Here is a 24,593-nt window from a genome sequence, read left to right on the forward strand (position 1 = left end):
GGTTGGAACAGAAAATGAACAAGAGCCGCCCTGCCCGCACGATCGGAGAGAAAGAGGTCAGACAGCTGCTGGCCCAATGTGCCGATACCCGCTATCCACGGCGCAATCGGCTGATCGTGCTGCTGACCTATGATGCCGGCCTGAAAGTGGGCGAGATCTCCCAGGCCCGGCGCAGCCATATGATGCGCAACGGCGAACTGGTGCCTGAGCTACAGGTCTTCCGGCACCGCAAGGCACGGATTGTCCCCATGACCGACCGTCTGTTTGCCGCCTGTCTGGATATGCTGCGCGGTCTGCCGGGCCTGCCCGAGATGCCTTTGATCCTGTCGGAACGCAGCACCGACCTGCTGACTCCCATGCGGCCGGATTCCATCGCCTATCTGCTCTATCGCCTGTTCGAGAAAGCCGGGATCGAGGGGGCCTCGTCCCATAGCGGGCGGCGTGCCTTTCTGCAACGGGCGATGATCGCGACGAAACATGTCGAGGGCGCGACGCTCAAGGACGTGCAGATGATCGGCGGATTCAGCCATCTTGAAGCCCTGCGGCCCTATGAGGTTTCCTCTGGCGATCCCGAAGCGCAGCGTCGCCTGATACAGTCGCTGGTCAAACGACCGGAAAACGGAACCGCCTGAACGGCAAGAGGAAAAGACAACGCAGGATGGACCAGCCCCTTCTTACCTCCTCGACCTCCGGCTTGCTGGGCCAGCTCTCGGCCGACGAGCAGCAGACCCTGAAGGACCTGCTGCGGGCCGGAACGCCCGAGAATACCTTGCGCGCTTATGCGAAAGACCTGGTCTATCTGGAACGTTGGGCCGAAGCGGCGACAGGACGCTCCCTGCCCTGGCCCGCGCCGGCGGAATTGGTCATCCGCTATCTGACCCATCACCTCTACCGCGCCGATCTACGCAGCCAGGCGGGATATGAGCACGGCATGCCGCGCAAGGTCAGGGAGATCATGGCCGCGCATGGCTACAAGGTGGAAGATGGCCCCCACGCCCCCAGCACAGTGACCCGGCGCCTAGCGACCTGGAGCAAGATGCATCAGATCCGGGGGCTGGACTCCCCTACCCTCCAGCCCGAGGTTCGCGCCCTTCTGCGCACGCTCAAGCGGGCCTCGACCCATGTTCCGGCGAAAAAAAGCCGTCAGGCCATCACGGCTGAAATGGTCCAGCAGATGATCGACGTCTGCCCCGAGACTCTCCAGGGAATCCGCGACCGTGCCCTGATCGCCTTTGCCTTCGCTTCAGGCGGGCGGCGAAGGTCGGAAATCGGCCGGATCCAGGTGGCCGATCTTCAGCGCGCTCCGGACCAGCTTGCCGATCCGGCCGATCCGTCCTCTGCCCGCTTGCCGGTCTATGCCGTGGCCATGACCAAGACCAAGACGACCGACGCCAATCTGCAAGGAGGCAGCCGAAAGGTCTGGTTGGTCGGGCAGCCGGCGGAACTGCTGCAGCAATGGCTGAGGGTTTCCCAGATCGACAAGGGACCGGTCTTTCGCCGCGTCTGGCATACGGGCAGCCGGCCCGAGACGCTGGACAAGAAGAATGGCGAGAAAGGCTGGGTGATCGAACGCCTTCAGAAAGGCCTATCGGGTGAAGCCGTGGCCGAGATCATCAAGACAAGGCTGGCCGAAGCCGGATACGACCCTGAGCAATTCTCGGCCCATGGCCTGAGATCGGGCTTCATGACCGAATGCGCCAACAACAACGTGCCCCTGCAACAGGCCATGTCCATGTCGCTGCATGCTTCGGTGCAGGTGGCCGCCGGCTATTACCAGGAGGCCGAGGGCGCCAGAAGCGCGGCCGCCCGCCTGCTCGCCACCAAGAAAAGGGAAAGCGTGGATGGATAGGCTTCCATCCACGGCAGGGATCAGGCTTTGTCCTTCCCCCCTTTGACGACCCGCAATCCCCGCTTTTCGGATTCGTGGGCCAACTGGTTCTGGTGATAGTTCACCGCCTTCTGCTCCTGGGAGAATTCCAGGGACGGCATCAGGGTGAAGATGATGTCCTCGAGACGGCCGTTCGAGCCCTTGATGTCCTCGGACCGGTAGCTCAGAAGGACGCCCTTGGTCTTCAATTCCTCGACGGCTTCACGGACCTTGCGCATCGTGTCGCGCCATTGCTTGTACTGCGTCATCCCGCTGTCGCGGACGATCGTCGTCGCCTTGATGGTATAGCCGCGATCGGTGATGCTGGCCTGGCAGTAGCGATGGCTGAGCCGCTTGTGCAGCCACTTCGAGACATAGCCCTTGAACTTGACGTTGGTCTCGTAATTGAGCAGCCGGTATTCCATCCGCATCAGCGCCGCGGCCACCAGCGGGTGGAAAGTGACATAGGAAATGGTGTCGCCATCCTCGAGCCGCTTGGCCAGGGCCCGGCTGGGGAAGATCGGGGCCGAGAAATCCGGCTCTTTCTCGCCGATGCGGCGGATGCCGATGCTGCATTTATGGCAAATCTCGATGGCGCGCTTGATCTCCTGCAGCGACATCGTCGAGCCGATGGCCTTCAGCTCGGCGCGCAGCTCGTAGAAGGTGAATTTCACGCCCGGCTCGGAATTGATCATCGTCGTCCGGCGCTTCGTGATGGCGAGGCGGCGCAGGACGTCTTCGAGGACCTGTTCCTGATGGGACGGGAAGGCTTCCACCTGGGCCCCGTTCTCATCGGTGAAACGGGCCGGGGTGATGACGATCTCGTAGGCGATGCCTTCATGTTCGAACTGGCGGCTCTTGATCGCCAGAACACCTTCGACCGCCTTGCCTTCGCGCTTCAGGTAATCGTCCGAGGTGACCGTCCATACATATTTCGGCGCCAGGTCGAAAAGGGCGAAGCTGTTGATATAGGGATGGGGCTTGTTTGTCGGCAGCAAACTGTCGAACATGTCGAGCTGCGGAATGCGCCCGAGATCGAGCTTGCCCGTTTCGCCAACCGCGATCAGATCCTGACCGGGGATGTCCGCCTCTGGAGTCAATCCATCCACGGGAGTGTTCTCGGCTTCTTTCCCGGTCCGCACCTTCGCCATCTTTCTACTCCCTGACGAACCTGCTGCTGAATGCATCAAAAGCTATCATAGAAAGCGGGGGAGTCACGCGATTGGACACGAATCCGGCTAAAAAGGGCCAGAAAACGGGGGATTCTCGGTAGGTCTGCGTCGCACCCCGCCCAAGGTGGCGGTAGGTTCATGTCGCACCTCGGTAGGTCTGTGTCGCGCCCCAGCGGTGGAAGCGGTAGGTTGGCGTCGCGTCCCTCCTCGGAAGAGCTCGGAGTGCGCATTCACGAGGGATTTGCGGCCCTTGCAGGGGGGACAGAGCGGTAGGTTCGTGTCGCAGCCACCTTTCCTCCCCGCCTTCCGGCCCTGCCGGACAGCTCTCGCGGCCGGTAGGTTGACGTCGCATCCGGGATACAGAAATATTCATAAGTTATTGATATATAACAAATTTATAGGTCCTGAGGTCCCGCTTCCCTGGCGGCCTACGGTAGGAATAAGTCGCGCCCTGTTTCATCCAGGACCGGGCCGTTCCTGACCTGCCATCTTCGGTAGGTAGGTGTCGCGCCTCACTTAACTTATTGATACTAAATGATATTTCTTCCTAGAGGCGTAACAGGAAGGGAAAAAAGCCCGGATCGATCCCCTTTCGGGCAGCGAATGGCACCGGCTTACGGCGGTGATGCGGTAGGTTGGCGTCGCCGTAAGAAGGGTTTTTCGGTAGGTCTGTGTCGCACCGGCTTGTCTATGGCCCGGCAGGACCGGTAGGTTCATGTCGCAGGGGCCCAGGAGGCCAGTAGGTTAGTATCGCACCCTCAGTAGGTCCATGTCGCACCCTCCCCTTTCCGCAGTAGGTCTGCGTCGCGCCCCTTCTTTTGCCCGGTAGGTTCGTGTCGCGCTTGCCCCTCGCCGGTAGGATGACGTCGCGGAAACCGGTAGGTCTAGGACGCGCAGATCCGCCCTTTACGGTAGGTGAACGTCGCACCCTTTCAGGCAAGGCCGGGCGGCCAACCGGAGGAATACCGCGGCTTATCGATCTCCCGACGAAAGACTTATCCACAGCCAACCTTCTCATATCCTTTACTAACCTTGAATCTCTCTATAGTCAGAGTCTTATAGGCGTTTGCGCTCCATACAAACCACACAGGTTCGTGCGAAATCTCCCCCACCAAAGCCTGTCCCCCTCCCCTCTCACCGTGGTTCTTCCCTGTGACAATCCCTATGTGTACAACCTGCGGATTCCGCCCACACGCATAAGATTTCGAAACCCAAGCGGAAAACCACTGCTTTAAGAATTACTTAAACAATAAATAAGAACTAGAAAGTATGAATCATTCCATAACAGAAATGATCTCACGCCTGCACACCACGTGTGCCGCATCAAAAACACGAAATTTCAACTATAGGCTGTAATCGGAAACAGCATAAAAGGCCGAACCAAAAATGCTTGGCAAAGGGACCTGTTTAAAATGAACAACACTTCTCCGGCCTCACACACAAAAGAAGCTGGAGCAGCGCTATAACTTCATTGAACGGCGAAATCTGCCGAGCTGGAGCCCGTCTCATGTATGAAAAGATTTCAACCGCCCTCCCCTTCTAAAAAAAGCGAAACCGTTCCTCTGCGAAAAATCTCAATGCATCGCAGAAATGCGGACGCGAGATGCACTAAACTTCTTGCCTCAAGACGAAACAATCTCCGCAATAACAGCTTCTTTGCTCGCAACCATTCACGCCTGCCTATCCGAAGAGAGCTTTGACGAAAGAAGACTTTTTGCTTCAGAAAGGATCTGAAGACAATGCGTGAGATCGCCGAAAAAGACGCTTTAGCAGGGAAAGTGCGTTTCTCCGCTTCCTCTGATCAAAGCGGTTTTCTGTGCCGGACAAAACAAGGGCGGGAGAAGCCGTCATGCTTTTCCCGCCCCTTTTGATCAAACAGAGAAGTTGTTCTCGAGCAGCCTACGCCGCGTCGGCTTTCACTCAAATCGGAGCGAGAGAACGCAAGCCTGATTTACTCGCCAATCGACCAAACGGCATTTAGTTGCGCCGGCGCAATTTCGCCTGCGCCAAGATATCATCCAGGGCAGCCCGGGCTTCTTCGATCTCGGCGATCTGTTCGTCGGTCATCTCTGCAACGCTATGATGCAGCTTCCGTGCATTCTTGGTCAGGCGAACGATCTGGGCGAAAAAGCGCGCATTCTCCCCTTCTCTCTTCGGCCGGGGGGCAGCCTTGTCCTGGAAGGCAATCGCCGCATCTTCCTTGATCTGCTGCCACAGCGCCAACTGCTGCTCTTCGTCCTCTTCTTCGAGAAGAGCAATCAGATGACTGACGGTAATGCGGTTCCGGTAATGCGGCAATTCAGCCAGGATATCCTGGGGCAGCCGCTTGATCAGGCGGATGGTGTTCGCACTGGCACCCTGCTTGACCTTGTCCCACAGGGCCAACTGAATGTCTTTTTCACCAGCCTCAACGATTTCCGTCAGCATTTTGGCGGAAATTTTGTCGCGATGGCTCGGCAATTCCTCCAGGATCTCGCCCGGCAAGGTCAGAATCGCCAACATACGGCTGACATAGGTCTTCGACTTACCGATCAGCTCCGCCAGTTTGTCCTGGCTGATCCCCCTCTCTTCCTTCAGCCGATGAAGATAGCTGGCAAGATCGAGCGCGCTGAGATCTTCACGCTGAATATTCTCCAGCAAGGCGAGCAGGTCGGGATCGTCGCTATTGGTGATCGCCACCGGGATATGCGTGAGCCCGGCAAGCTGCGCGGCACGCCAGCGCCGTTCGCCGGCAACGATGCTGAAGCGGTCATTGGGCAGGGAACGGACGAGGATCGGCTGCAAGACGCCCACGCGCTGAATCGACTGAACCAGTTCCTGCATCGTCCGGGGATCGAGCAATTCGCCATTTTCGTCGAAAAGCCGGCGGGGCTGATCGGGATTGGGCTCGATCACGTCAAGCGGCAGCAGGCGCTGCTTCAGATCTATTCCGGTCGGTGTCGCGGCATGCGGCACCGTCGTGACTGCTGCCGACAAAGGAGAGGGTGTATCGGTCGCCACGATGCCCGCCGTCGATCCGCGTGCCCTGCTGATCATGGCAAGGGCGCTGGCTCCGGTGGGTTTCTTTCTAGCCATGGCGGAGGTCCTCCTTCGCGGATTGGGTGGCTCGATAGGCGCTCAACCGGTCGATCATGACATCGGCGATTTCCTGATAGCTTTCGCATCCCGCGGCATTCGGGTCAATGGCTAGGCCCGGTTTCCCTTCATTGACACCGGTTGGATAGGCCACTGCCCGCCGGACGGGGGGGAAGACCTGGAACCCGTTCTGCCCTCCCATCTCGGTCAGGTCGGCCAGGCGGTCCCTGTCCTGGTTGCGGCGGGGATCGTAAAGCGTCGGCAGGATGCCGAGGACGCGAATAGCCGGATTCACCAGGGACTGCACATCGGCCAGGGTTTCCAGCAATTGCGGAATGCCCATCAAGGACAGCGTTTCCGTCTGCGACGGAATAAGGACGAGATCCGCCGCATTCAGCGCCGAAACCGTGATCTGGGAAAGGTGCGGCGGACAATCCAGCAGAATGAAATCGTAGCGGTCCTTGATCTCATTGATGCGGGCGCGCAGCAGCAAGCTGCCATTGGCGCGGCTGTTGATTTCACTATCCGCGCGGGCCAGGGAAATGCTCGACGGCAGCAGGTCCATGCTGTCGTCGCAGACGGAAATGATGGCATGCTCGATCCGCGTCTTGTGGAACAGGACATGCGTCAAGGTCGCCTTCAAAGCGTCGCGGTCGGCAGGATAGACACCCAAATGGATGGTGGCCGAAGCCTGAGCATCGCAATCGACGACGAGAACCCGCATCCCCGCCTTGGCCAGCAGATGGGCGATGTTGACGACGCTGACCGTCTTGCCGACACCGCCTTTTTGGTTCAGCGTTGCCATCACCAGGGCCGGGCCGGGGATGGCCGTGGGAATACCGGAAGGCTGGCTGTTCGAGGCCTTCAAATACTGGGCGACCAGTTGCGGGACACGTTCTGCACCGTTCTCCCATCGGGAAATTTTCGGCTTGTCGTATTTCCGGCCGAGAGCATCGTTGAGCATCTCGGCAAATTCTTGTTGGTCAAAACCGCGTGCTTCACGGATTTGGCGCAGCTCGGCGCCGTTCATGATATCAGGCATGGCTTCCTCGCTTGGCATCTCGGAAAACCATGCGCGTGACGGGCAATATTGTCAACTCATGTTGACGGTTGCTTCTCCTGGTGTGAGAGAGAAGTTGCGCCGGCGCAACAGGAACGGCCCGGGCAAAAAAAAACACCCTCCCCTCCCCATTCCATTATAGCTGAAAGCGCAGAAAAAGGCCGTTTTCCTCATATTTTCCTGCGGGGAACCGACCAGGCCAGAAGCGCACCACCTGCGCTGAAGGCGGCGATGACGAGAAAGACATAGGTGAAGGCATTGGACAAAATGTGACGTGCCTGCACGGCTCCCTGCCCTCCTCCCAAGGCTTCGACGGCCATGTCCGTGTTCTGCATGATGGCATTGAGTCTGCCGATCATCCCAGGCTCCAGCGCGGCAACCGCGGTGAACAGGCCGATTGCGGTTAAGGTCGTCCCGACAGCGGCGCCAAGCGACCGCGACAATTGGATCATGCCGGAGACGGCACCTAACACCTTCGATCCGGCTTCGCTCAACACGGTGACGTGAACGCTGCCCATCACGGTGCCCAGGCAGATCGAGGTCAGGCCCAGCACCAAGGAGACAGTGAGGGTATCCATGGCCGGGGCGAGGAAGGCGAGAAGGACGAGAAGGGCGGTCACTACCGGCAGCGCAACGGAAGGGGCGAACATCGTCCAGCCCGTTCGGCTGACAAATTGTCCCGTGATCATGGAACCGATTCCGATCCCGATGGTAAGCGGCAGCATGAGCAAGCCGATTTCCGCCGCGCTTGCCCCTCGCACGGCGCGCAGATAGATCGGGATGAAAGTGATCAGCGAAACCACGACGGCGCCATGGCACATGGTGAGCACGTCGCTGCGCCAGATGGACGGATTCCGCAAGGAGGGCAGGGGGAGGAGAGGGGAGGAGGCCCGCTTCTCGTGCCAGAGCAGGACGCAGACGGAGATCAGGGAAAGGGCGCCCAGCAGAAGGGCCAGCCTTAATCCCTCTGCGGAAGGCTGTTTCATCTGGCCGAGACCGGCCAGAAGGGACCAGACGAACAGGCTGAAGAGGCCGAGGCCGATCCAATCGAATTGCAGGGGCGTGCGCGGGCCGGATCGCGGTGGGAGGCGGAGAACCAGCCAAGCTGCGACCAAACCGAGTGGCAGGTTCAACAGAAAGACCCAGCGCCATCCTGCATATTCTGTCAGGAAGCCGCCGACGACCGGTCCCATCATGCTGGCCGACATGGCCACGGAAGCGATATAGCCTTGGTACTTGGCTCTTTCACGTGGGGCGACGGATTGACCGATCAGGGCCTGTGACAGGGCCATGAGCCCGCCTCCACCCAGCCCTTGCAGCACGCGCGCCGCGACCAGCATTTCCAGTGAAGTCGCAAGGGCGCAGCAAATTCCCCCGAGAACCGAGACGAAAAGGGCCACCACCAGCATCTTCCGGCGGCCGAGCGCGTCGCCCAATCGTCCCGATACCGGTGCCGATATGGCCGTGGCGATCAGGTAATAAACCACGACCCATGCAATCTGCTCCACCCGGCCGAACTCGGCACCGATGGCGGGAAGGGCCGAGGCGACGATCGTCTGGTCGATCATCGCCATGAACATCGGCAGCATGATCGACGGAAAGATGGTGAAGAAGGAAGCCTGGGACGAGGGCGTAGGCGAGGGGGACAAAGTCAGCTCCGATCAAGACATGCGCATGAGGAATATCAAGGGCTTAAGGGGGAACCTAGGGCGGGTGGTCCATGAAAGGCGGGAAAATTACCGTAGAGCCGGGGTAGGACATTGTATGAATTTCTTATTCTATGTCATCAGGCCGCAGGCGAGGAGCCTTTGCCTCGCGGCGGATATCGGGGGAGCAAAGGAGTCGGAAATATACCGCCCTTTCCCATCATAAGGACGGATGGAGCGGCACATCCTTTCCAAAATGGGAATTGCTTCATCCGCAGCCAAGCGTCTTGTCCCTGCTCGCCCCTCCATTCCTTAAAGCCTTGCCCATTTTGGTTCCGGCGGAAGACTCCGCCGAAAGCCTGCAGGCGGCATCCTGTCCGGACCGGAAGGAAGATCCGGCGATCATTAGTGTTGAAGTTATAGCTTATGAAGTGTATCATCTTTTAAACAATAAAGTTATGATATGGGGAAGGCGTAGGGGAGAAGGCGTCGCATGGAGGGCTGCCTCCAGCGAAACAAGAATGGGAAAACCCATTCACCGGCCAAGCCGGGCGCAAGACCGCTACGTCAACGCATCCAAGGGAGGATAGATTGTCTGCATCTCGATTCATCCATGTGTCGCTGCGTGGCGCGATGGGCGCGCTGGCGCTCGCCCTGCTGCCGGCGACTGTTGCGGCCCAGACGCTCAATGTCGGCGTGGCCGCGGAGCCGACCTCTGTCGATCCGCATTTCTTCCGCTCTGGCCCGAATATCAGCCTGAGGGAGAATATTTCCGATGCCCTTGTCTATAACAACCAAGTCAATGGTGAAATAGAACCAAGGCTTGCCACAAAGTGGGAAGTCCTGGACGACAGCACTTGGCGCTTCACCCTCAATCCCAAAGCAGTCTTTGCCGATGGGGTTCCGGTGGCCGCCGCCGATGTCATCTATTCGATTTGCCGGGTCCGCAATGTCGAAGGCAGCCCCGGGGCCTATATTTCCTTCGTCGAAACCATCGAGAATGTGCGTCCGGACGGGGAGGGGGCCGTTATCGTCGAGACGCAGGGGCCCAACCCGATGCTGCTGCAGAATCTGAGCGCGATCGGGATCGTCCAGAGCCCCAGTCGCGAACCCCTCGCCTATGACCGCGAAAATTGCGGCAATTCCGACTGGATCGCCACCAATCTGTTCAACAATGCCACCGTACGGGCCGGAATCGGGCCATATTACGTGACGGAATATCGCTCGGGCATCCAGACCGTCCTGGAACGCAATCCCGATTACTATGGCGAGGCCCCTTATTACGAGCGTGTCGTGCTGCACGCCATTCCCGAAAACGGCTCGCGCATCGCCGCCCTTCTCTCCGGCCGGGTCGATGTGATCGATGCGGTTCCGGTCAACGCCATCGACCAGATCGCCGACAATCCCAATCTCGAACTGATCTCGATGCCGGCCTCCCGCCTGATCTTCTTTGCCTTCGATCAGGAATCCGAGCCGACGCCCAAGATCCGGGGCACGAATGGCGCCAATCCGTTCAAGGACGTTCGTGTCCGCGAGGCGATCAACCTGGCGGTGGACCGCATGCAGATCGTCAACACGGTCATGGACGGCATCGCCGAACCCGCCGCCAGCATCGTGATGAGCCGGGTGTTCGGACATAACCCCGATCTCGAAGTGCTGCCCTATGATCCCGACCGGGCGCGGCAATTGCTGGCCGAGGCGGGATATCCCAACGGCTTCGACCTGACCATCAGCGCGCCGAACGACCGCTACCGCAACGATTCGGAAGTGGCCCAGGCCGTTACCCAAATGCTGGCGCAGGTGGGGCTGAACGTGCAGCTCGAGACGCTACCGCAAAGCGTTTATTTCAGCCGCGCCAGCAATTACGAGTTCAGCCTGTTCATGGGCGGCGCCAGCGCGGATTCCGGGGAAGGCCTGTCCCAGCTGCTGCACCTGATCCATACCCGCGATAGCGAAAGGGGATTGGGCGGCTCCAATCGCGGCCGTTATTCCAGCGAAGTCGTCGACCGTTACCTGGGCGAAGCGCTGGTCACCCTGGACGAGGAAGCCCGCCGGAAGCTGCTGCAGCAGGCCCAGGCAGAGGTCTACAAGGATTTCGGCTATCTGCCGCTCTATCACGAGGTCGCCGTCTGGGCGGCGCGCAGCGACATTCATTTCGAGCCGAACGCCGCACAGATCAACATCCTCTATACCGCCCGCCCCAAGAACTGATCCGCCCGATCCCGGCCTCGGGTCCGAGGAGGGCGCGCCGGGAGAGGTGCGCCTTCCTCACGGCCGGCAGTACTGATTTTCCCTGACCAAAAGGAATGAAAGATGGAGCGCAACGGCGAATATATTGATGCCTCGAGCCGGATGCTGGATTACAGGGGCGTACGCGACCTTTACTCCCAGAATTCCGTCTATCAGGCCTGGCTCGACATCGAGGCCGCGGTCGCCCTCACGCAAAGCGAAATGGGGATCATTCCCGCAGATGCCGGCGCCAAGATCGCCGCCCATTGCGTGCTGGACAAGCTCGACCTCGACCGCGTGGAAAAGCAGTTCGCCACGGTGCGCCATCCCCTGGTTCCGCTTCTGAACGAACTGGTCCGCCAATGCGGCGATTACGCCGGAAAATACGTCCATTGGGGCCTGGCGACGCAGAATATCCAGCAGACCGGCACGCTCTATCTGGCGAAACGCGGCCATGACGTCCTGCTCGATGTCCTGACCGACATCCTGGACAGGCTGGGCGCGCTGGCCATCGAACATGCCGATGTGGAAATGGCGGGCCGGACGCACGGCCAGCATGCCGTGCCGATCACCTTCGGCTTCAAGCTGGCGATCTGGATCGACGAATTGCTGCAGGCCTACGAGCGTCTGAAAAGCGTCGAGAAACGCGTCTTTACCGCCATGATGGGCGGTGCCGTCGGCTGTTACAGCGCTTTGGGCGATGTCGGGCCCGAGATGCAGAAGCGCGTGGCCGAAAGGCTGGGCATGTATCAGATGGCCCTGCCGTCGCGGAGCAACCGCACGCATATGTGTGAATATGTCCAGCTTCTGGCGCTGACGGCCACCAGCTTCCACAAGATCGCGGAGGAAGTCGCCCAGAGCTCGGCCGCGGAATATGGCGAGCTTTACGAAGTCTTCTCCCATGGCGTCGTGGGCAGCAGCACCATGCCGCAGAAGGTCAATCCGAAGCTGTCCATGGGGATCATGGCGAATTGCCAGAAGCTCTACGGCCTGTCCTCGATGATCCTCAATACCGCCTACCGGCCTTTCGAGGGCGATGCCTGCGCCAATGTCGTCTACGACAACGGTGTCGCCGAGGCGATGGAAGTGGCGATTGGCATCTTCGTGCGCGCCGAGGCCCTGATCGCGGGCCTGACCCCCGACCTGGAGCGGATGCGCCAGAACCTGAACCTCAGCAACGGGCTGATCTTCAGCGAAGGCATCATGATGAAAGCCGCGCAGACGCTCGGCAAGCACGAGGCGCATGACCTCGTCTATGACGCGGCCATGGCCGCGCGCAAGGAGCGCAAGCCTTTCATCGATCTTCTAGCGACGTCGAAGCTGGTCGATATCCTGTTCGAGCGCCGGGAAGACGGCCTGCATTTCGACATGACCGGCCAATACGGGCTTTCGCCGCAGATCGCCCGGGAATTCGGCACCAAGGCGCGTGAGCTGCGCCGGACGCATCACGCGGCTTCCGGAATGAACGCGGCGCCGGTGCAGGATCCCGCACCAAGTTCCGTAGCCTGAGCGGAGGGAACATGCTGTCCTACGCGCTCAAACGATTGGTCCAATCGCTGATCGTCATCCTGCTGATGACCATCGTCATCTTCATCGGCATATGGTTCATCGGCAATCCCGCCGATGCCTTGATCTCGCCCGATGCCACCATGGCGGAGCGCGAGGCTGCGATCGTGGCCCTGGGGCTCGACAAGCCTTTGTGGCAGCAATATCTCGATTTCCTCTCGGGCGTCTTCCGTGGCGATTTCGGCAATTCCTTCGTTTACCGCGCCCCGGTGACCGAAATCCTGGCGGCAAGGCTGCCGGCGAGCCTGGAACTCGCCTTCGTCTCCTTCGTCATTGCCGTGTCGGTCAGCATTCCGCTGGGCCTCTATGCCGGTCTGCGTCCGCAATCGCCCTTCAGCCAGGGGATCATGGGCTTCTCGCTGGTCGGCGTCAGCATTCCCCAATTCTGGCAGGGGATGGTCCTGATCATCATCTTCGGCATCACCCTGTCGGTCCTGCCGGTGGGCGGGCGCGGCGAGACGGCGACCTTCCTGGGCATCACCTCGAGCCTTTGGACATGGGACGGCCTGGCCCATCTGATCCTGCCCGCCGTCAACATGGCGCTGCTGAAGATGTCGCTGCTGATCCGGGTGACGCGCGCGGCGGTCATGGAGGTGTCGCGGCTGGATTACGTCACCTTCGCCAGGGCCAAGGGCGTGCGCAAGCATCGCATCGTGACGCATCACATCCTGCGGAACGTCCTGCTGCCGATCGTCACCGTGCTGGGGATCGAGATCGGCAACCTGATCGCCTATGCAGTCATCACCGAGACGGTCTTCTCCTGGCCGGGGCTTGGCCGCCTGCTGATCTCTTCCGTGCAGGTTTTGGACCGTCCCATGATCCTGGCCTATCTCTGCTTCACCGCGATGCTCTTCATCTTCCTCAACTTCATCGTGGACATTCTCTACACCTATATCGATCCGCGCGTCCGTGACGCGATTCAGGCGGGAGGCAGAAAATGAATGCCCGTATTGCCGCATTCTTCCGGGAATTCTCGGAAAGCCGGATCGCCCTGGTAAGCCTCGGCATCACGCTGTTCTTCGTGGCCTGCACGGTGCTGGCGCCGTTCATCTCGCCGATCAATCCCTATGACCTGCGCTCGATCCGGCTTTCGGATGCAAGGCTGCCGCCCGGCACGCAGCAGGTCGAGCCCGTGCCGGAACTCAGCATCCCGCTGGCGGCGCGGGACGGGAAGGCGCGGGCCGAGGGCGTGACCCCGGCTGGCGACCCGATCGTCCTGCAGCTTGTGCCGGACAGCGACGGCAGGCTGGCGCTGGAGATCGACGCGCGGAACATGGTCGTTACCGAGATCCGCCTGCGCGGCCTGCCGATCGATGCCTCCGTCCAGGGCGCGCGGAAACATCCCATCCGCTCGGAATGGACGCTGGCCAATCCCGCAAGCACCCTGCATATCGAAACCGGCCCGCAGATCCCGGCCAATCTGCAATTCTCGGTGCTGATCAAGGGGGAATCCGAGGGGACCGGCATGACCTTCCTGCTGGGCACGGACGGCTATGGCCGCGACATGCTTTCGGCCATCATCTATGGCATCCGCATCAGCATGATCGTCGGCGCGGCCGGTGCGCTGGGGGCGATGGCGATCGGAACCTTCCTCGGGCTGATCGCCGCCTGGTTCGGCGGCCGGGTCGATTCCTTCATCATGCGCCTGGTGGATTTCCAGCTCAGCATTCCGTCCCTGATGGTCGGGCTGTTGGTCCTGACCATGCTGGGCAAGGGGGTGGACCGGATCATCCTGGCGATCATCCTCATTCAATGGACCTATTTCGCCAGGACCACCCGTTCTGTCGCCCTGGCGGAATTGCGCAAGGATTATGTCGATGCGGCGCGCTGCTTGCGTTTCTCGGCGCTCCGGATCAACCTGCTCCACATCCTGCCCAATTGCCTGCCGCCGCTTCTGGTCATCCTTACCATCAGCATCGCCGGCGCCATCACGCTGGAAGCCTCGCTCAGCTTCCTGGGCGTCGGGCTGCCGCTGACTCAGCCGTCGCTCGGCATGCTCATCGCCAACGGCTACGAATACATGTTCTCGAACATGCACTGGATCGCGATTTACCCGGGCCTCGTCCTGCTGGTGATGATCGTCGCGATCAACGTGGTGGGAGACCGTCTGCGCGATATGTTCAACCCGCAACTCAAAAGGTAGGCAAGACAATGTCGGAGCCTTGCGCGAACCCGCAGCCGTCGAAGCCTGAGACGCTGCTCGAGGTCGAGAAGCTCAATACCTGGTTTTTCACGCGCAAAGGCGTGGTGAAATCCGTGCGCGACGTGTCCTTCCATGTCGAGAAGGGCGAGGTGCTGAGCGTCGTCGGGGAATCGGGATCGGGGAAATCCGTCACCGGCCTGTCCATCCTCCGCCTGATCGACCAGCCGGGCAGGATCGTCTCGGGTGCGATCCGCTTCAACGGCACCGATCTGGCGACCCTGAGCGAGGAGGAGATGCGCTCCTATCGCGGCAACAGGATCGCGATGATCTTCCAGAATCCGATGATGACGCTTAATCCCGTCCAGCGCATCGGCGACCAGATGGCCGAAGCGATCAGCGAGCACGAGGATTTGCCTCAGTCCGAGGTGATGCGGCGCTGTATCGAGGCGCTGAAGGCGGTGGGCATTCCTTCCCCCGAGGAACGGATGAAGGCCTATCCGCACGAATTCTCGGGCGGCATGCGCCAGCGCATCGTCATCGCCACCGCCCTGGTCACGCAGCCGGACCTGATCATCGCCGACGAGCCGACGACGGCGCTGGATGTGACCATCCAGGCGCAGATCATCCACCAGACCCGGAAACTGATCGACGAGACCGGGGCGGGGATGATCTGGGTGTCCCACGACCTGGCCACCGTGTCGGAATTGGCCGACCGCGTGGTGGTGATGTATGCCGGCGCGGTGATGGAGATCGGGACCACGGCGGAAATCATCGGCTCGCCCCGGCATCCCTATACGCAGCAGCTTCTCAACTCCGTCCCGTCGCGGAACGAGCCCGGCAAGGAGCTGTTTCAGATCCCGGGCATGATGCCGTCCCTGCTTTCGCTGGGCGAAGGATGCGCCTTCGCCAGCCGGTGCAGCGCCCGCCGCCCGGCCTGCGACCAGCCCATCCCGCCGGAGCATTTGTCCGCCACCCATACCGTCTGGTGCGTGCGGGCCAAAGAAGAAGGAGATGCGGCATGACCCGGGTCGAAACGATCATTCCCGCCAACAAACATGCCGAACCGATCCTCTCGATCCGCAACCTCTCCAAGGTCTTCCCCTTGCAGAGCGGGTTCTGGGACGGCGTCATCGGCAGGATGACGGGCCTGGAGCCGAAGGCCGTGCATGCGGTGGACAATGTCTCGCTCGATGTCCGGGCGGGGGAGACCATCGGCATCGTCGGCGAGTCCGGCTGCGGCAAGTCCACCCTGGCCCGTATCCTCGCCGGCATTTCCCAGGCCAATGGCGGGCAGTTTCTCTATCGCGGGCGGGATATCCAGGACTATCTCAAGAACCCCAGGGACGCGCTGAAGATCCAGATGATCTTCCAGGACCCGCAATCCTCGCTCAATCCGCGTCTGCAGGTGATCGATATCGTGGGCGAGGCGCCGGTCGTGCATGGCATCATCCCGCGCTCGCAGAAGAAGGATTATGTGCTCGGCTATCTGGAGAAGGTGGGGCTGGGCGCGGAATTCCTTTACCGCTATCCGCATCAGTTCTCCGGCGGCCAGCGCCAGCGGATCGGGATCGCCCGGGCGCTGGCGGTCAATCCCGAACTGCTGATCTGCGACGAATCGGTGGCGGCGCTCGACGTCTCGGTGCAGGCCCAGATCATCAACCTGTTCATGAAGATCAAGGCCGAGTTCGGACTGACCATGCTGTTCATCAGCCATGACCTGGGGGTCATCCGCCATCTCTGCGACCGGGTAGTGGTGATGTATCTGGGGCGCGTGGTCGAGGTCGCCCCGACCGAACGGCTGTTCTCCGATCCGCGTCATCCCTATACGCAGATGCTGCTGGAGGGGATGCCGAAGATATCGCTGGAAAGACGCAAGTTCCTGTCCATCGAGGGGGAAATTCCCTCGCCGATCAACCCGCCCCAGGGCTGTCATTTCCATCCGCGCTGCGCGTTCAGGACCGAGCATTGCTCACAGAAAAGGCCGGATCTTGTATCACTCGAGGAGGGGCGGCATATTGCCTGCCTGAATTGGCAGGGGACGTCTCCCCCGCCGATAAAATCAGGAGGGGGCTATGCACAGTCCGAAAATGCCTGAGCTCAATACGAAGCGCCTGTACCAGTTCCAGATCCTGGCGGAATTGGGCAGCGCGGGGAAAGCCTGTGCGTTTTTGGGCATCAGCCAGCCGGCCTTGACCCAAAGCATCAACCGGCTGGAAACCGACCTCAACGCCGTCCTCTTCGACCGCACGACCCGACCGCCGCGCCTGACCATCAGCGGCCGCCATCTGCTGCAATTCGCGCGCAAGCTGAACCTGGAGACGGAGAATCTGTACGAGCGGCTGGAGCTCGAACAGGGCGGACAGAACGGCATCGTGCGCCTGGGCTGCGGCGCGCGCTGGATGGTCGATATCATCCCCAGGGTCATCGGCACCTTCAGCCGCAAATATCCCGAGACCCGGCTCTCGGTGCGCGTCGCGCAGATGGACGAACTGACCGAATTGCTGGAGAACCGCCAGATCTCGCTGCTCTTCGGCACGACCACGGGGATGAAGCGGCTGATGCATCATCAGGTCACGCCGCTGGGCACCGACCGCTTCGCCGTCGTCGCCCGCAAGGGCCACCCCCTGCACAAGCGCCGCAATATCCCCTTGCAGGACCTGTTGCAGGAGAAATGGATCATCGGCGATCCGGGAACCTCCTCGACCATGGTTCTGCGCCAGGTCCTGCGCGAGGCCAACCTGACCATGATCCACCCGGCGGTGGAAATGTCCGATACCCTGTCCGTCGCCAATACCATGCGCAACGGCGATTTCATCGGCATCTTCACCACGGCGACGGTGCGGAACCTGGCCGACATCGAAGAATTGTCGGTCGATTTCGCGCTCCCGGAAAGCAGTTCCGGGGCGATCCATCTCAGCGATCACGCCCTCTCGGATATCGAACAGGCCCTGATCGAAGAGGTGAAGGCCGCCTTCGGCGGGCATGGCGGGGGGATATAGCGTTACCTTGGCTGCGGCGGCAGAGCCCAGGCCGCCAGGACCGCCTCCCGCAATTCCTTGACCGCTGAATCGGGGCAGGGGGGCGTGACGAAGTAGAGAGGCACGTCGCGCCGCCCCTTCTCCCATAGGATGACGCGCTCGTCCCGCGCAATGGCGGTCGCGATCTCTTCGCGCAGGATGCAGATGCCGATCCCCGATGCCACCAGTTCCACGATGGTCGCTTCACGGTCGGCTTCGATGATCCGTGTCGGCGTCAGGCGGTGGGCCGAGAACAGATCACGCACGATATGCGGATAGGAGCCGTTCTCGGGCGTCCAAATCCAGGGCAGCCGCGCCATGTCCTGCCAGTCGGCGCCTTCCACCCGGTCCCGCCAGGCCGCCGGGGCGGCGACGCAATAGGTCAGCCGCGTCAGTTCCACGGCTTCGACATCGGTCGGCAGGTTGGGGCCCAGGAAGAAACCCGCATCCAGCGCACCCGCGCGCAGGCTGGCCGTCACCCATCCCGACAGTCCCTGCTGCACATCGATCCGCAGGTTCGATCCCCTTTCCTGCAGGCGGCGCAGGATATTGCCGATGCGGACGATTTCGGCATTGATGATGATCCCGAGGCGGAGATGCTGCGGCGGCGAAGCCTTGAGGGAATGGCTGGCGTCGAGAAAGTTGTCGGCGGCGGCAAGGACGGCTTCGGCTTTGTCGAGCAGCACAATGCCTGTTTCACTGAGGCTGACGCGCTTGCCGTCCCGTAGGAACAACTGGACCCCCAATTCTTCCTCCAGGGCCCTGATCTGACCGCTGATGGCAGGCTGAGTGAGGTTCAGACGGTCCGCTGCACGGGTGAAGTTGGACAGGCGGGCAACCGTCACAAAAGCACGAAGCTGAGTCAGGGTCATGATGAGCGGGGAAGCGTCACGGAGGGCTAGACCTGTTCTGGAACCGGGTCCGACAGCTTGGCCGCCACCGCGTTGACGGCGGCGATGAAGCTCTGCTCCACTTTTCCCAGTTTGCTGTTCTCGCGCATGACGATGGAAAATTCGAATTCATGGCCGCCTAGATCGATGGGCAGGGCCTCGCCTCCTTTGGCCACGTGCTCTTGCGCGGTGAAGGCATCGACCACCGCCACGCCCAATCCGCGCTGAACGAAGGCGGAGACCATCTGCGACAGATGGGTGTCGATGCGCGAGCGGAGGGCGATGCGCTGGTCGCGGAACAGGCGGTCGAACAGATCGCCTGTGGTGGTTCCGGGGGAATAGCCGATGAAGGGATAGCCTTCGAGACTGCGGAGCGTCAGGTTTTTGCTGACCGAGAGTGGGTGACCGGCGGGAAGGATGCAGCGATAGGGAACGGCCAGTTTGTGGACTTCCTGGAGGCCGAACAGATTGCTATTGGGGGCGGTGATGCCGATATGGGCCTGCCGGCTCGAAACCATTCGCACCACATTCACCGTCCGCATGGACAGGACCCGGGCGGAGAGGTCGCCATGGGCCGCCAGGACGGTCCCCAGGGCGTCGGGCACCAGCGTATGGGCCAGGGCCGGCATCGCGGCGATGATCATGCCGATACGGCGGCCCAGGGCGATTTCCTGCGCCGTCCGCTCGATCAGGTCGAGGCTGATGAAGAAACGCTCCACCTCTTCCAGCAGGTCGAAGGCGCTGGGTGTGGGATTAATGCGGCCATGGCTGCGTTCGAAAAGATCGAGTCCGAGATGAAGTTCCAAGTCGCGGATGATCCGGCTGACCGCGGGTTGCGAAATGTGAAGGGCATCCGCAGCGGCGGAGACGGTGCCATGCACCATGACGGCTCGGAAAGCCTCGACCTGTCGATGTGTCAGCATCGCCGCCCCATAACATTGAGTAAAGGCATCAAAGAAAATTGATATTGGAATTATGGGACAGGGTCAATGACTATGCCGCTGAGTGCAAATGGAATGAAGCCCCATGCCACAGCAGACAACAAGAGACGTCGTCATCGTCGGGGGAGGGCTGATCGGCGCAGCCGTCGGCTTCGGCCTGCAGAGGAGGGGGCTCTCGACCGTCATCCTGGACGAGGGCGATGTCGCCTTCCGGGCCGCGCGCGGCAATTTCGGTCTGGTCTGGATCCAGAGCAAGGGAAGCGGTTCCCCCGATTACGTCGCCTGGACCCGCCGGGCCGTCGATGCCTGGCCCGATTTCGCGGCCGAACTGGCAGACTTGACCGGCATCGATGTCGGCTACAGGCGCCCCGGCGGCTTCCATCTCTGCCTGTCGCAGGCTGAAGTCGAGCAACGGGGCCAGATGGCGCAGCGCGTGAGCCGCCATCAGCGCGAGGACGGCAAGACGGTCATGGTGGATGCCGCCGCCGTGCGGGAGCGTGTCGCCGGGCTGGGAGAGGCCGTGGTCGGGGCGTCCTACAACCCGCTCGACGGCGATTGCAGCTCCCTGGCTTTGTTCCGGGCCTTGCATGAAGGCTATGCCCGCCTTGGCGGTACATACCGGCCGGCCACGGCGGCACGATCCATCCGGACTGCCGGTGGCGCCTATCGCATCGAAACGGATGCGGGGGCCTTCGCCGCGCCCAAGGTGGTTTTCGCCTCCGGCCTTGGCCTGAACCATTTCGCCGCACAGGTCGGCTTGCCGCCGCTGGTGCGGGCCCAGAAGGGACAGATCATCGTCACCGAGCGCATGCGGCCGTTTCTCGATCTGCCCATCTCCCAGATCCGTCAGACCCCGGATGGGACTGTTTTGATCGGTGACACCAAGGAAGAGGTCGGTTTCGATACGGCCTCGACCATGGGCGGCATGATCGAACTGGCGCAACGTGCGGTCCGTGCCTTGCCCCGTCTTGCCGATACCCGCATCATCCGGTCCTGGGGCGCCTTGCGCGTCCTGACCGCCGATGGACTGCCCTTGTATGAAGAGGCTGCGGGATGGCCGGGGGTTTTCTTCCTGACTTCGCATAGCGGCGTTACGCTGGCTCCGGCCCATGCCATCGCCATTGCGCAATGGGTCGCGGCGGGAGAAATGCCGGATGAATTGCAGGCCTTCTCAGCCACGCGCGTACAGGCCGAAAAGGTCGCCTGATAGACCGAAGAATGGTGAAGGAGCGGCCATTGCAGTGGCCGCTCCTTCCTGCTATTCGGCTGCTTCCTGCGGGATATCCAGGTCGGCGAGCTGGCCCAGGGTGATCGGCTTGATCGGCGGGCGGATGCGATAGTAGCCGACTTCTTCCATCGGCACGCCACGGGCATCGGCAATGACTTCGGCCACCGTCAGGCCGCAGAGTCTCCCTTGGCACGGCCCCATGCCGCTGCGCCCGAATATCTTTGCTTGGTTGGGCCCCTGGCAGCCCAGGGCGACGAAGTGCCGGATGTCTCCGGCGGTCACTTCCTCGCAGCGGCACAGGATGGTGTCGTCCGAAGGCACAAGGATGTCCGGTGCCGAGGCGTAAAGCGTATCGAGGAACGGCCGTACGGCCCCATGATGGGCGAGGGCGGCCTTGTCCGGGGCCGCCTTTTCGTCGCGTTCGGAGGGTTGGATCCGGTCGAGCAGGCGTGCGGCGTCCAGGGCGGCGAGGCGGCCGCTATGTTCGGCGGCCCGGGCACCGGCAATGCCGGCGCCGTCACCGGCGACCCACAGGCCGGGGACGTCGGTCGCGCCCCATTCATTCACGCGTGGGCGCCAGCAGCGCTGCAGCGCATCCCAATCGTGGGAACAGTCGAGGGCGCGGGTGATCTGGGTATTCGGCACCACGCCCTGATGCAGCAGCAGAAGGCCGCATTCGATGCTGCGGTCACGGTTGCCGGTCCGGAAATGCAGCCTGGCCACACGTCCGTCAGCTCCGGCTTCGGCCCTCAGATGGCGGGCATTGCGCAGGATCGGGATGCCGGCACGCTTGAGCCCGGCGATCAGAGCCACCCCCTTGCGCAGATATTCATTTGCTTTCAGCGCCCGGCCCAGATGCCGCAGGGCTCTGAGATAATTCCCATGGGGGGTAGTCTCGACGACGGCCGCGATGGTGACGCCTGCCTGGACATATTGCCAAGCGATAAGGAACAGCAGCGGACCGCTGCCGGCGATCACCACGGAAGCAGACGGCATGAGGCCCGCGCTTTTCAGCAGGATCTGCCCCGCCCCGGCCGTCATGACGCCGGGCAGGGTCCAGCCGGGGATGGGGACGGGGCGTTCCATGGCGCCCGTGGCGAGGATGATGGCCCGCCCTTGAAGGAGGCGTGTCTGGCCCTGGACGAGAAGGCCGATTTCACGGTCCCGCGTCACCTGCCAGACGGTGGCATTGTAGAAGCATTCGATTCGGTGGCGGCTTAGGGCCTCGACCAAGGCGGCTCCGCGCTGGTAGTCGGGGCCGAGGATGGAGGCATCGGCAAGCGGGCTGGCCCCGGTGGCGCGATAGATCTGGCCGCCGGGGCGGGGTTGCTCGTCCACCAGGGCGACGGAGAGGCCTAGTCCGGCGGCACATTCGGCCGCCGCCATACCGGCGGGGCCGGCCCCGACGACGATGAGGTCATGCGTGGGGCAGGGGGCGGGGAGGCTCATCATGCCACCTCTTGGGCTGGGGCTGGGGCCGTGCGGGCGCCAAGTTGTCGTTCGACATTCATGCCGTCTTGCACCAGCGTCATGCAGGCCTGTCTGTTGGGTTCGCCATCGATGACCATCAGGCATTCGAAGCAGACGCCCATCATGCAATAAGGCGCACGTTCCGCGCCGAGGACAGGCGTTGTCCGGGTATGGGACAGCAGACCCGCTGCCAGAATGGCGGCGGCCACCGTCTCTCCGGTCTTCGCTTCGATAGTCCGGCCCTCGACTGTCAGGGTGACGGTGGCCCGGTTCTGGTCGGGCAACCTTTGGAATTGCGGGCCGGTCGGCATCGGAAATCTCCATGGGGGTGGGCCGTTTCTGGCGGCAAGGGCGGGGCCGCCGGTGATCGCCATTGACGGCTCCGCCATGCTGCCGAAAGGCCGGCAAGGCAAGCAAATTCATATTTTTCGGCAGGTTATGCGGCCGGGTTATGTGGGTGGACCGTATAATGTTGAGGTATGAGAGCCTCAAATTTAGGAATTTGACCTTATGCGCGCGCCTGTGGAACCGTCGCTTCTTGCCGGATCCCACCCGCGGGCGCCGGTATTCCAGTCGTTGAGGTAAGGAAACATCCCGTGGTCAAACGATACCTGAAGACGCCGATCATGCATCGCGCGGTCGAAGCCAATGGCTTTGTGTTCTTTGGCGGCATTACGGCCGATGACAGGACCGCCGGCATGAAAGGGCAGACGGAAGAGATTCTTGCAAAGCTCGAGAAATATCTGGCGGAAGCCGGTACCGACAAGACCAAGATCGTTACCGCGACCTGCTATGTCATGGATCTCGGCATGAAGGACGAGATGAACGCCGCCTGGGTGGAATGGTTCGGAGCCGAGAATCTGCCGTCGCGGGCGACGCTGGGCGTCTCCGAGTTGGGGAAGGGGGCCCTGCTGGAAGTGGTCGTCACCGCCGTCAAGTAAGTCGTGACGCCGAAGTCCTTTTCACCTCGCGGCCGGGCCGGGCTTCGGTTCGGCCGCGTTTCGTTTCCGGTCGAGGCTGGCTTATAACGCAACTGCATAACCTGAAAGGACCTTGATATTGGACGCCCGTGTCCATTGCTGCCTATCTTCATTTGACCCAGATAATATTGGAGTTTTCTCGTGAAGATTACGGCGGTGGACATTTATAGTGCCAAAATAGATGGCCGGAATCCGGTCATTATTCAGGCGCATACGGACGAGGGTGTGTCGGGACTCGGCGAGGCTGCCGTGGCCTATGGATCGGGAGCGGGGGCGGCATGCGCTTTGATCGCGGAACTGGCCCGCCGTTTCGTGATCGGGCGCGACCCTTTCCAGATCGAGGCGATCTGGAGCGATCTCTACGATCATACCTTCTGGGCCAAGGGGGGCGGTCCCATCATCTTCTCGGCGATCAGCGCCCTGGAACAGACCTTGTGGGACATCAAGGCCCGCGCCCTGGGGGTCCCCGTCTATGAATTGCTCGGCGGAAAATACCGCGACGACGTGCGTGTCTACGCCAACGGCTGGTCCTTCCGGGCCACCACGCCGCTGGAGATCGCGCGGGCGGCGGAAAAGGCCCTGGCGGCAGGCTATGATGCCTTGAAATTCTATCCGCTCAGCCAGGTCGATCCCAACCATCCCAACGGCATGTTCAGCCATGTCTCGCGCCGCGAATATGATCGCGGCATGCGGGACCATGCTGTGGCCATGGTCAGGGCGGTGCGGGAAGCGGTCGGGCCGAAGGTTGACCTGATGGTCGATATGAGCAGCGAATTGACGCCCGATGCCATCATCCAGGTCGGCCGCGCCATGGAAGAATTCGACTTGCTGTTCTTCGAGGAGCCGGTCGATCCCTCGGATGTCCAGGCGCTGAAAATGGTGTCGGACAAGCTGGACATGTCCATCGCGGTGGGTGAGCGCCTCTATACGCGCTACGGCTTCCGCCCCGTGATGGAGCAGCATGCCGCCCATATCCTGCAGCCCGATATCGGCAATACCGGCGGCCTGATGGAGACCAAGAAGATTGCCGCGATGGCCGAAGCCTACAGCATGCGCCTTGCGCCGCATGTCTGCGCCGGGCCGGTTGCCAGTGCCGTGGCCCTGCATCTGGATGCCAGTATTCCGAATTTCCTTATTCAGGAACTTTATCCTTTCCGCGTGCCGGAACACTTTGCCCTGGTCGACGATCCGGTCGAACCGAAGGTCCGCAATGGGCGAGTGGCCATTCCGCAGCGGCCGGGCTACGGTGTCGATCTCGTACCGGAGAAGGTTCGTCCGTATCTCGCGGAAACCGTCGCTGCTTAGGAGG

General features: G+C 61.5%; 21 protein-coding genes. 13 read left to right on the forward strand and 8 right to left on the reverse strand.

Translation table 11 applies throughout. The features are described from left to right. Positions 1–14 precede the first annotated feature (14 nt). On the forward strand, positions 15–632 hold the full coding sequence (locus tag EPD66_RS01685; RefSeq protein ID WP_142846720.1) for a site-specific integrase: 618 nt from the start codon (positions 15–17) through the stop codon (positions 630–632). Positions 633–658: 26 nt separating this feature from the next. Then, the gene (locus EPD66_RS01690; RefSeq protein WP_142846721.1) at positions 659–1,849 is read left to right on the forward strand and encodes a tyrosine-type recombinase/integrase; all 1,191 of its coding nucleotides are present in this window, start codon (positions 659–661) and stop codon (positions 1,847–1,849) included. A 20-nt stretch (positions 1,850–1,869) separates the two neighbouring features. Here EPD66_RS01690 and EPD66_RS01695 read toward each other — a convergent pair whose 3' ends face one another. Continuing rightward, positions 1,870–3,018 (reverse strand): hypothetical protein, encoded by a 1,149-nt coding sequence (locus tag EPD66_RS01695; protein ID WP_142846722.1) that lies wholly within the window; start codon positions 3,016–3,018, stop codon positions 1,870–1,872. Between the two features lie 1,760 nt (positions 3,019–4,778). On the opposite strand from EPD66_RS01695, the gene EPD66_RS24515 reads away from it, so the two are divergent. Next, a complete protein-coding gene (locus EPD66_RS24515; protein ID WP_255448323.1) occupies positions 4,779–4,910 on the forward strand; it encodes a hypothetical protein in 132 nt (43 codons plus the stop codon). 106 nt (positions 4,911–5,016) lie between these two features. Here the strand turns inward: EPD66_RS24515 and EPD66_RS01700 are convergent, their stop codons facing one another. From EPD66_RS01700 to EPD66_RS01710, 3 genes are all read right to left on the reverse strand, one after another. Further along, on the reverse strand, positions 5,017–6,039 hold the full coding sequence (locus EPD66_RS01700) for a ParB/RepB/Spo0J family partition protein (RefSeq protein ID WP_221930834.1): 1,023 nt from the start codon (positions 6,037–6,039) through the stop codon (positions 5,017–5,019). A gap of 67 nt (positions 6,040–6,106) precedes the next feature. Further along, the gene (locus EPD66_RS01705) at positions 6,107–7,156 is read right to left on the reverse strand and encodes an AAA family ATPase (RefSeq protein WP_142846724.1); all 1,050 of its coding nucleotides are present in this window, start codon (positions 7,154–7,156) and stop codon (positions 6,107–6,109) included. Positions 7,157–7,344: 188 nt separating this feature from the next. Then, complete coding sequence (locus EPD66_RS01710) at positions 7,345–8,823, reverse strand: MFS transporter (protein WP_221930835.1); 1,479 nt, start codon at positions 8,821–8,823, stop codon at positions 7,345–7,347. Between the two features lie 588 nt (positions 8,824–9,411). On the opposite strand from EPD66_RS01710, the gene EPD66_RS01715 reads away from it, so the two are divergent. From EPD66_RS01715 to EPD66_RS01745, 7 genes are all read left to right on the forward strand, one after another. After that, the gene (locus tag EPD66_RS01715; RefSeq protein WP_221930836.1) at positions 9,412–11,031 is read left to right on the forward strand and encodes an ABC transporter substrate-binding protein; all 1,620 of its coding nucleotides are present in this window, start codon (positions 9,412–9,414) and stop codon (positions 11,029–11,031) included. A 102-nt stretch (positions 11,032–11,133) separates the two neighbouring features. Further along, positions 11,134–12,558 carry an adenylosuccinate lyase family protein gene (locus EPD66_RS01720; protein WP_142846725.1) on the forward strand — a complete coding sequence of 475 codons (1,425 nt, stop codon included), beginning with the start codon at positions 11,134–11,136 and terminating at the stop codon, positions 12,556–12,558. A gap of 11 nt (positions 12,559–12,569) precedes the next feature. Then, positions 12,570–13,556, forward strand: coding sequence for an ABC transporter permease (locus EPD66_RS01725; protein ID WP_142846726.1), 987 nt, complete (start codon positions 12,570–12,572; stop codon positions 13,554–13,556). Next, positions 13,553–14,758 carry an ABC transporter permease gene (locus EPD66_RS01730; protein WP_221930837.1) on the forward strand — a complete coding sequence of 402 codons (1,206 nt, stop codon included), beginning with the start codon at positions 13,553–13,555 and terminating at the stop codon, positions 14,756–14,758. Before EPD66_RS01725 ends, EPD66_RS01730 begins: the two co-directional genes overlap by 4 nt. 8 nt (positions 14,759–14,766) lie before the next feature. Continuing rightward, positions 14,767–15,780, forward strand: a complete 1,014-nt coding sequence (locus EPD66_RS01735; protein ID WP_142846727.1) for an ABC transporter ATP-binding protein — start codon at positions 14,767–14,769, stop codon at positions 15,778–15,780. Further along, positions 15,777–16,853: an ABC transporter ATP-binding protein gene (locus EPD66_RS01740; RefSeq protein ID WP_142846728.1), complete on the forward strand. Its 1,077-nt coding sequence runs from the start codon at positions 15,777–15,779 to the stop codon at positions 16,851–16,853. The genes EPD66_RS01735 and EPD66_RS01740 overlap by 4 nt, the downstream gene beginning before the upstream one ends. Beyond that, on the forward strand, positions 16,831–17,757 hold the full coding sequence (locus tag EPD66_RS01745; RefSeq protein WP_142846729.1) for a LysR family transcriptional regulator: 927 nt from the start codon (positions 16,831–16,833) through the stop codon (positions 17,755–17,757). Before EPD66_RS01740 ends, EPD66_RS01745 begins: the two co-directional genes overlap by 23 nt. A 2-nt stretch (positions 17,758–17,759) precedes the next feature. Here EPD66_RS01745 and EPD66_RS01750 read toward each other — a convergent pair whose 3' ends face one another. Next, positions 17,760–18,647: a LysR family transcriptional regulator gene (locus EPD66_RS01750; protein ID WP_142846730.1), complete on the reverse strand. Its 888-nt coding sequence runs from the start codon at positions 18,645–18,647 to the stop codon at positions 17,760–17,762. A gap of 26 nt (positions 18,648–18,673) precedes the next feature. Then, positions 18,674–19,588, reverse strand: coding sequence for a LysR substrate-binding domain-containing protein (locus EPD66_RS01755; RefSeq protein WP_142846731.1), 915 nt, complete (start codon positions 19,586–19,588; stop codon positions 18,674–18,676). Between the two features lie 103 nt (positions 19,589–19,691). Between EPD66_RS01755 and EPD66_RS01760 the strand changes: the two genes are divergently transcribed. Further along, positions 19,692–20,813, forward strand: coding sequence for an FAD-binding oxidoreductase (locus EPD66_RS01760; protein ID WP_142846732.1), 1,122 nt, complete (start codon positions 19,692–19,694; stop codon positions 20,811–20,813). A gap of 51 nt (positions 20,814–20,864) precedes the next feature. On the opposite strand, the gene EPD66_RS01765 is transcribed toward EPD66_RS01760, so the two are convergent. Both EPD66_RS01765 and EPD66_RS01770 read right to left on the reverse strand, forming a co-directional pair. Continuing rightward, entirely contained in the window at positions 20,865–22,286 is a 1,422-nt protein-coding gene (locus tag EPD66_RS01765; protein ID WP_255448324.1) for an NAD(P)/FAD-dependent oxidoreductase, read from the reverse strand. Further along, positions 22,283–22,615: a (2Fe-2S)-binding protein gene (locus EPD66_RS01770; protein WP_142846733.1), complete on the reverse strand. Its 333-nt coding sequence runs from the start codon at positions 22,613–22,615 to the stop codon at positions 22,283–22,285. The genes EPD66_RS01765 and EPD66_RS01770 overlap by 4 nt, the downstream gene beginning before the upstream one ends. Before the next feature lie 285 nt (positions 22,616–22,900). Here EPD66_RS01770 and EPD66_RS01775 point away from each other — a divergent pair, with 285 nt between their 5' ends. Together EPD66_RS01775 and EPD66_RS01780 are read left to right on the forward strand one after the other, a co-directional pair. Further along, positions 22,901–23,245 carry a RidA family protein gene (locus tag EPD66_RS01775; RefSeq protein ID WP_142846734.1) on the forward strand — a complete coding sequence of 115 codons (345 nt, stop codon included), beginning with the start codon at positions 22,901–22,903 and terminating at the stop codon, positions 23,243–23,245. A 195-nt stretch (positions 23,246–23,440) separates the two neighbouring features. After that, positions 23,441–24,589, forward strand: coding sequence for a mandelate racemase/muconate lactonizing enzyme family protein (locus EPD66_RS01780; protein WP_255448333.1), 1,149 nt, complete (start codon positions 23,441–23,443; stop codon positions 24,587–24,589). Positions 24,590–24,593 lie beyond the last annotated feature (4 nt).

It is taken from the genome of Telmatospirillum sp. J64-1 (genome assembly GCF_006980715.1).
Taxonomy (GTDB): Bacteria; Pseudomonadota; Alphaproteobacteria; order Rhodospirillales; family Magnetospirillaceae; genus Oleiliquidispirillum; species Oleiliquidispirillum nitrogeniifigens.

Excerpts from the sequence above, each read along its gene's own strand:
- EPD66_RS24515 (WP_255448323.1), top strand. The coding sequence starts at position 4,779 with ATGCGTGAGATCGCCGAAAAAGACGCTTTAGCAGGGAAAGTGCGTTTC.
- EPD66_RS01685 (WP_142846720.1), top strand. The coding sequence starts at position 15 with ATGAACAAGAGCCGCCCTGCCCGCACGATCGGAGAGAAAGAGGTCAGA.
- EPD66_RS01735 (WP_142846727.1), top strand. The coding sequence starts at position 14,767 with ATGTCGGAGCCTTGCGCGAACCCGCAGCCGTCGAAGCCTGAGACGCTG.
- EPD66_RS01720 (WP_142846725.1), top strand. The coding sequence starts at position 11,134 with ATGGAGCGCAACGGCGAATATATTGATGCCTCGAGCCGGATGCTGGAT.
- EPD66_RS01750 (WP_142846730.1), bottom strand. The coding sequence starts at position 18,647 with ATGACCCTGACTCAGCTTCGTGCTTTTGTGACGGTTGCCCGCCTGTCC.
- EPD66_RS01755 (WP_142846731.1), bottom strand. The coding sequence starts at position 19,588 with ATGCTGACACATCGACAGGTCGAGGCTTTCCGAGCCGTCATGGTGCAT.
- EPD66_RS01740 (WP_142846728.1), top strand. The coding sequence starts at position 15,777 with ATGACCCGGGTCGAAACGATCATTCCCGCCAACAAACATGCCGAACCG.
- EPD66_RS01690 (WP_142846721.1), top strand. The coding sequence starts at position 659 with ATGGACCAGCCCCTTCTTACCTCCTCGACCTCCGGCTTGCTGGGCCAG.
- EPD66_RS01765 (WP_255448324.1), bottom strand. The coding sequence starts at position 22,286 with ATGATGAGCCTCCCCGCCCCCTGCCCCACGCATGACCTCATCGTCGTC.
- EPD66_RS01705 (WP_142846724.1), bottom strand. The coding sequence starts at position 7,156 with ATGCCTGATATCATGAACGGCGCCGAGCTGCGCCAAATCCGTGAAGCA.
- EPD66_RS01770 (WP_142846733.1), bottom strand. The coding sequence starts at position 22,615 with ATGCCGACCGGCCCGCAATTCCAAAGGTTGCCCGACCAGAACCGGGCC.
- EPD66_RS01695 (WP_142846722.1), bottom strand. The coding sequence starts at position 3,018 with ATGGCGAAGGTGCGGACCGGGAAAGAAGCCGAGAACACTCCCGTGGAT.
- EPD66_RS01730 (WP_221930837.1), top strand. The coding sequence starts at position 13,553 with ATGAATGCCCGTATTGCCGCATTCTTCCGGGAATTCTCGGAAAGCCGG.
- EPD66_RS01760 (WP_142846732.1), top strand. The coding sequence starts at position 19,692 with ATGCCACAGCAGACAACAAGAGACGTCGTCATCGTCGGGGGAGGGCTG.
- EPD66_RS01725 (WP_142846726.1), top strand. The coding sequence starts at position 12,570 with ATGCTGTCCTACGCGCTCAAACGATTGGTCCAATCGCTGATCGTCATC.
- EPD66_RS01745 (WP_142846729.1), top strand. The coding sequence starts at position 16,831 with ATGCACAGTCCGAAAATGCCTGAGCTCAATACGAAGCGCCTGTACCAG.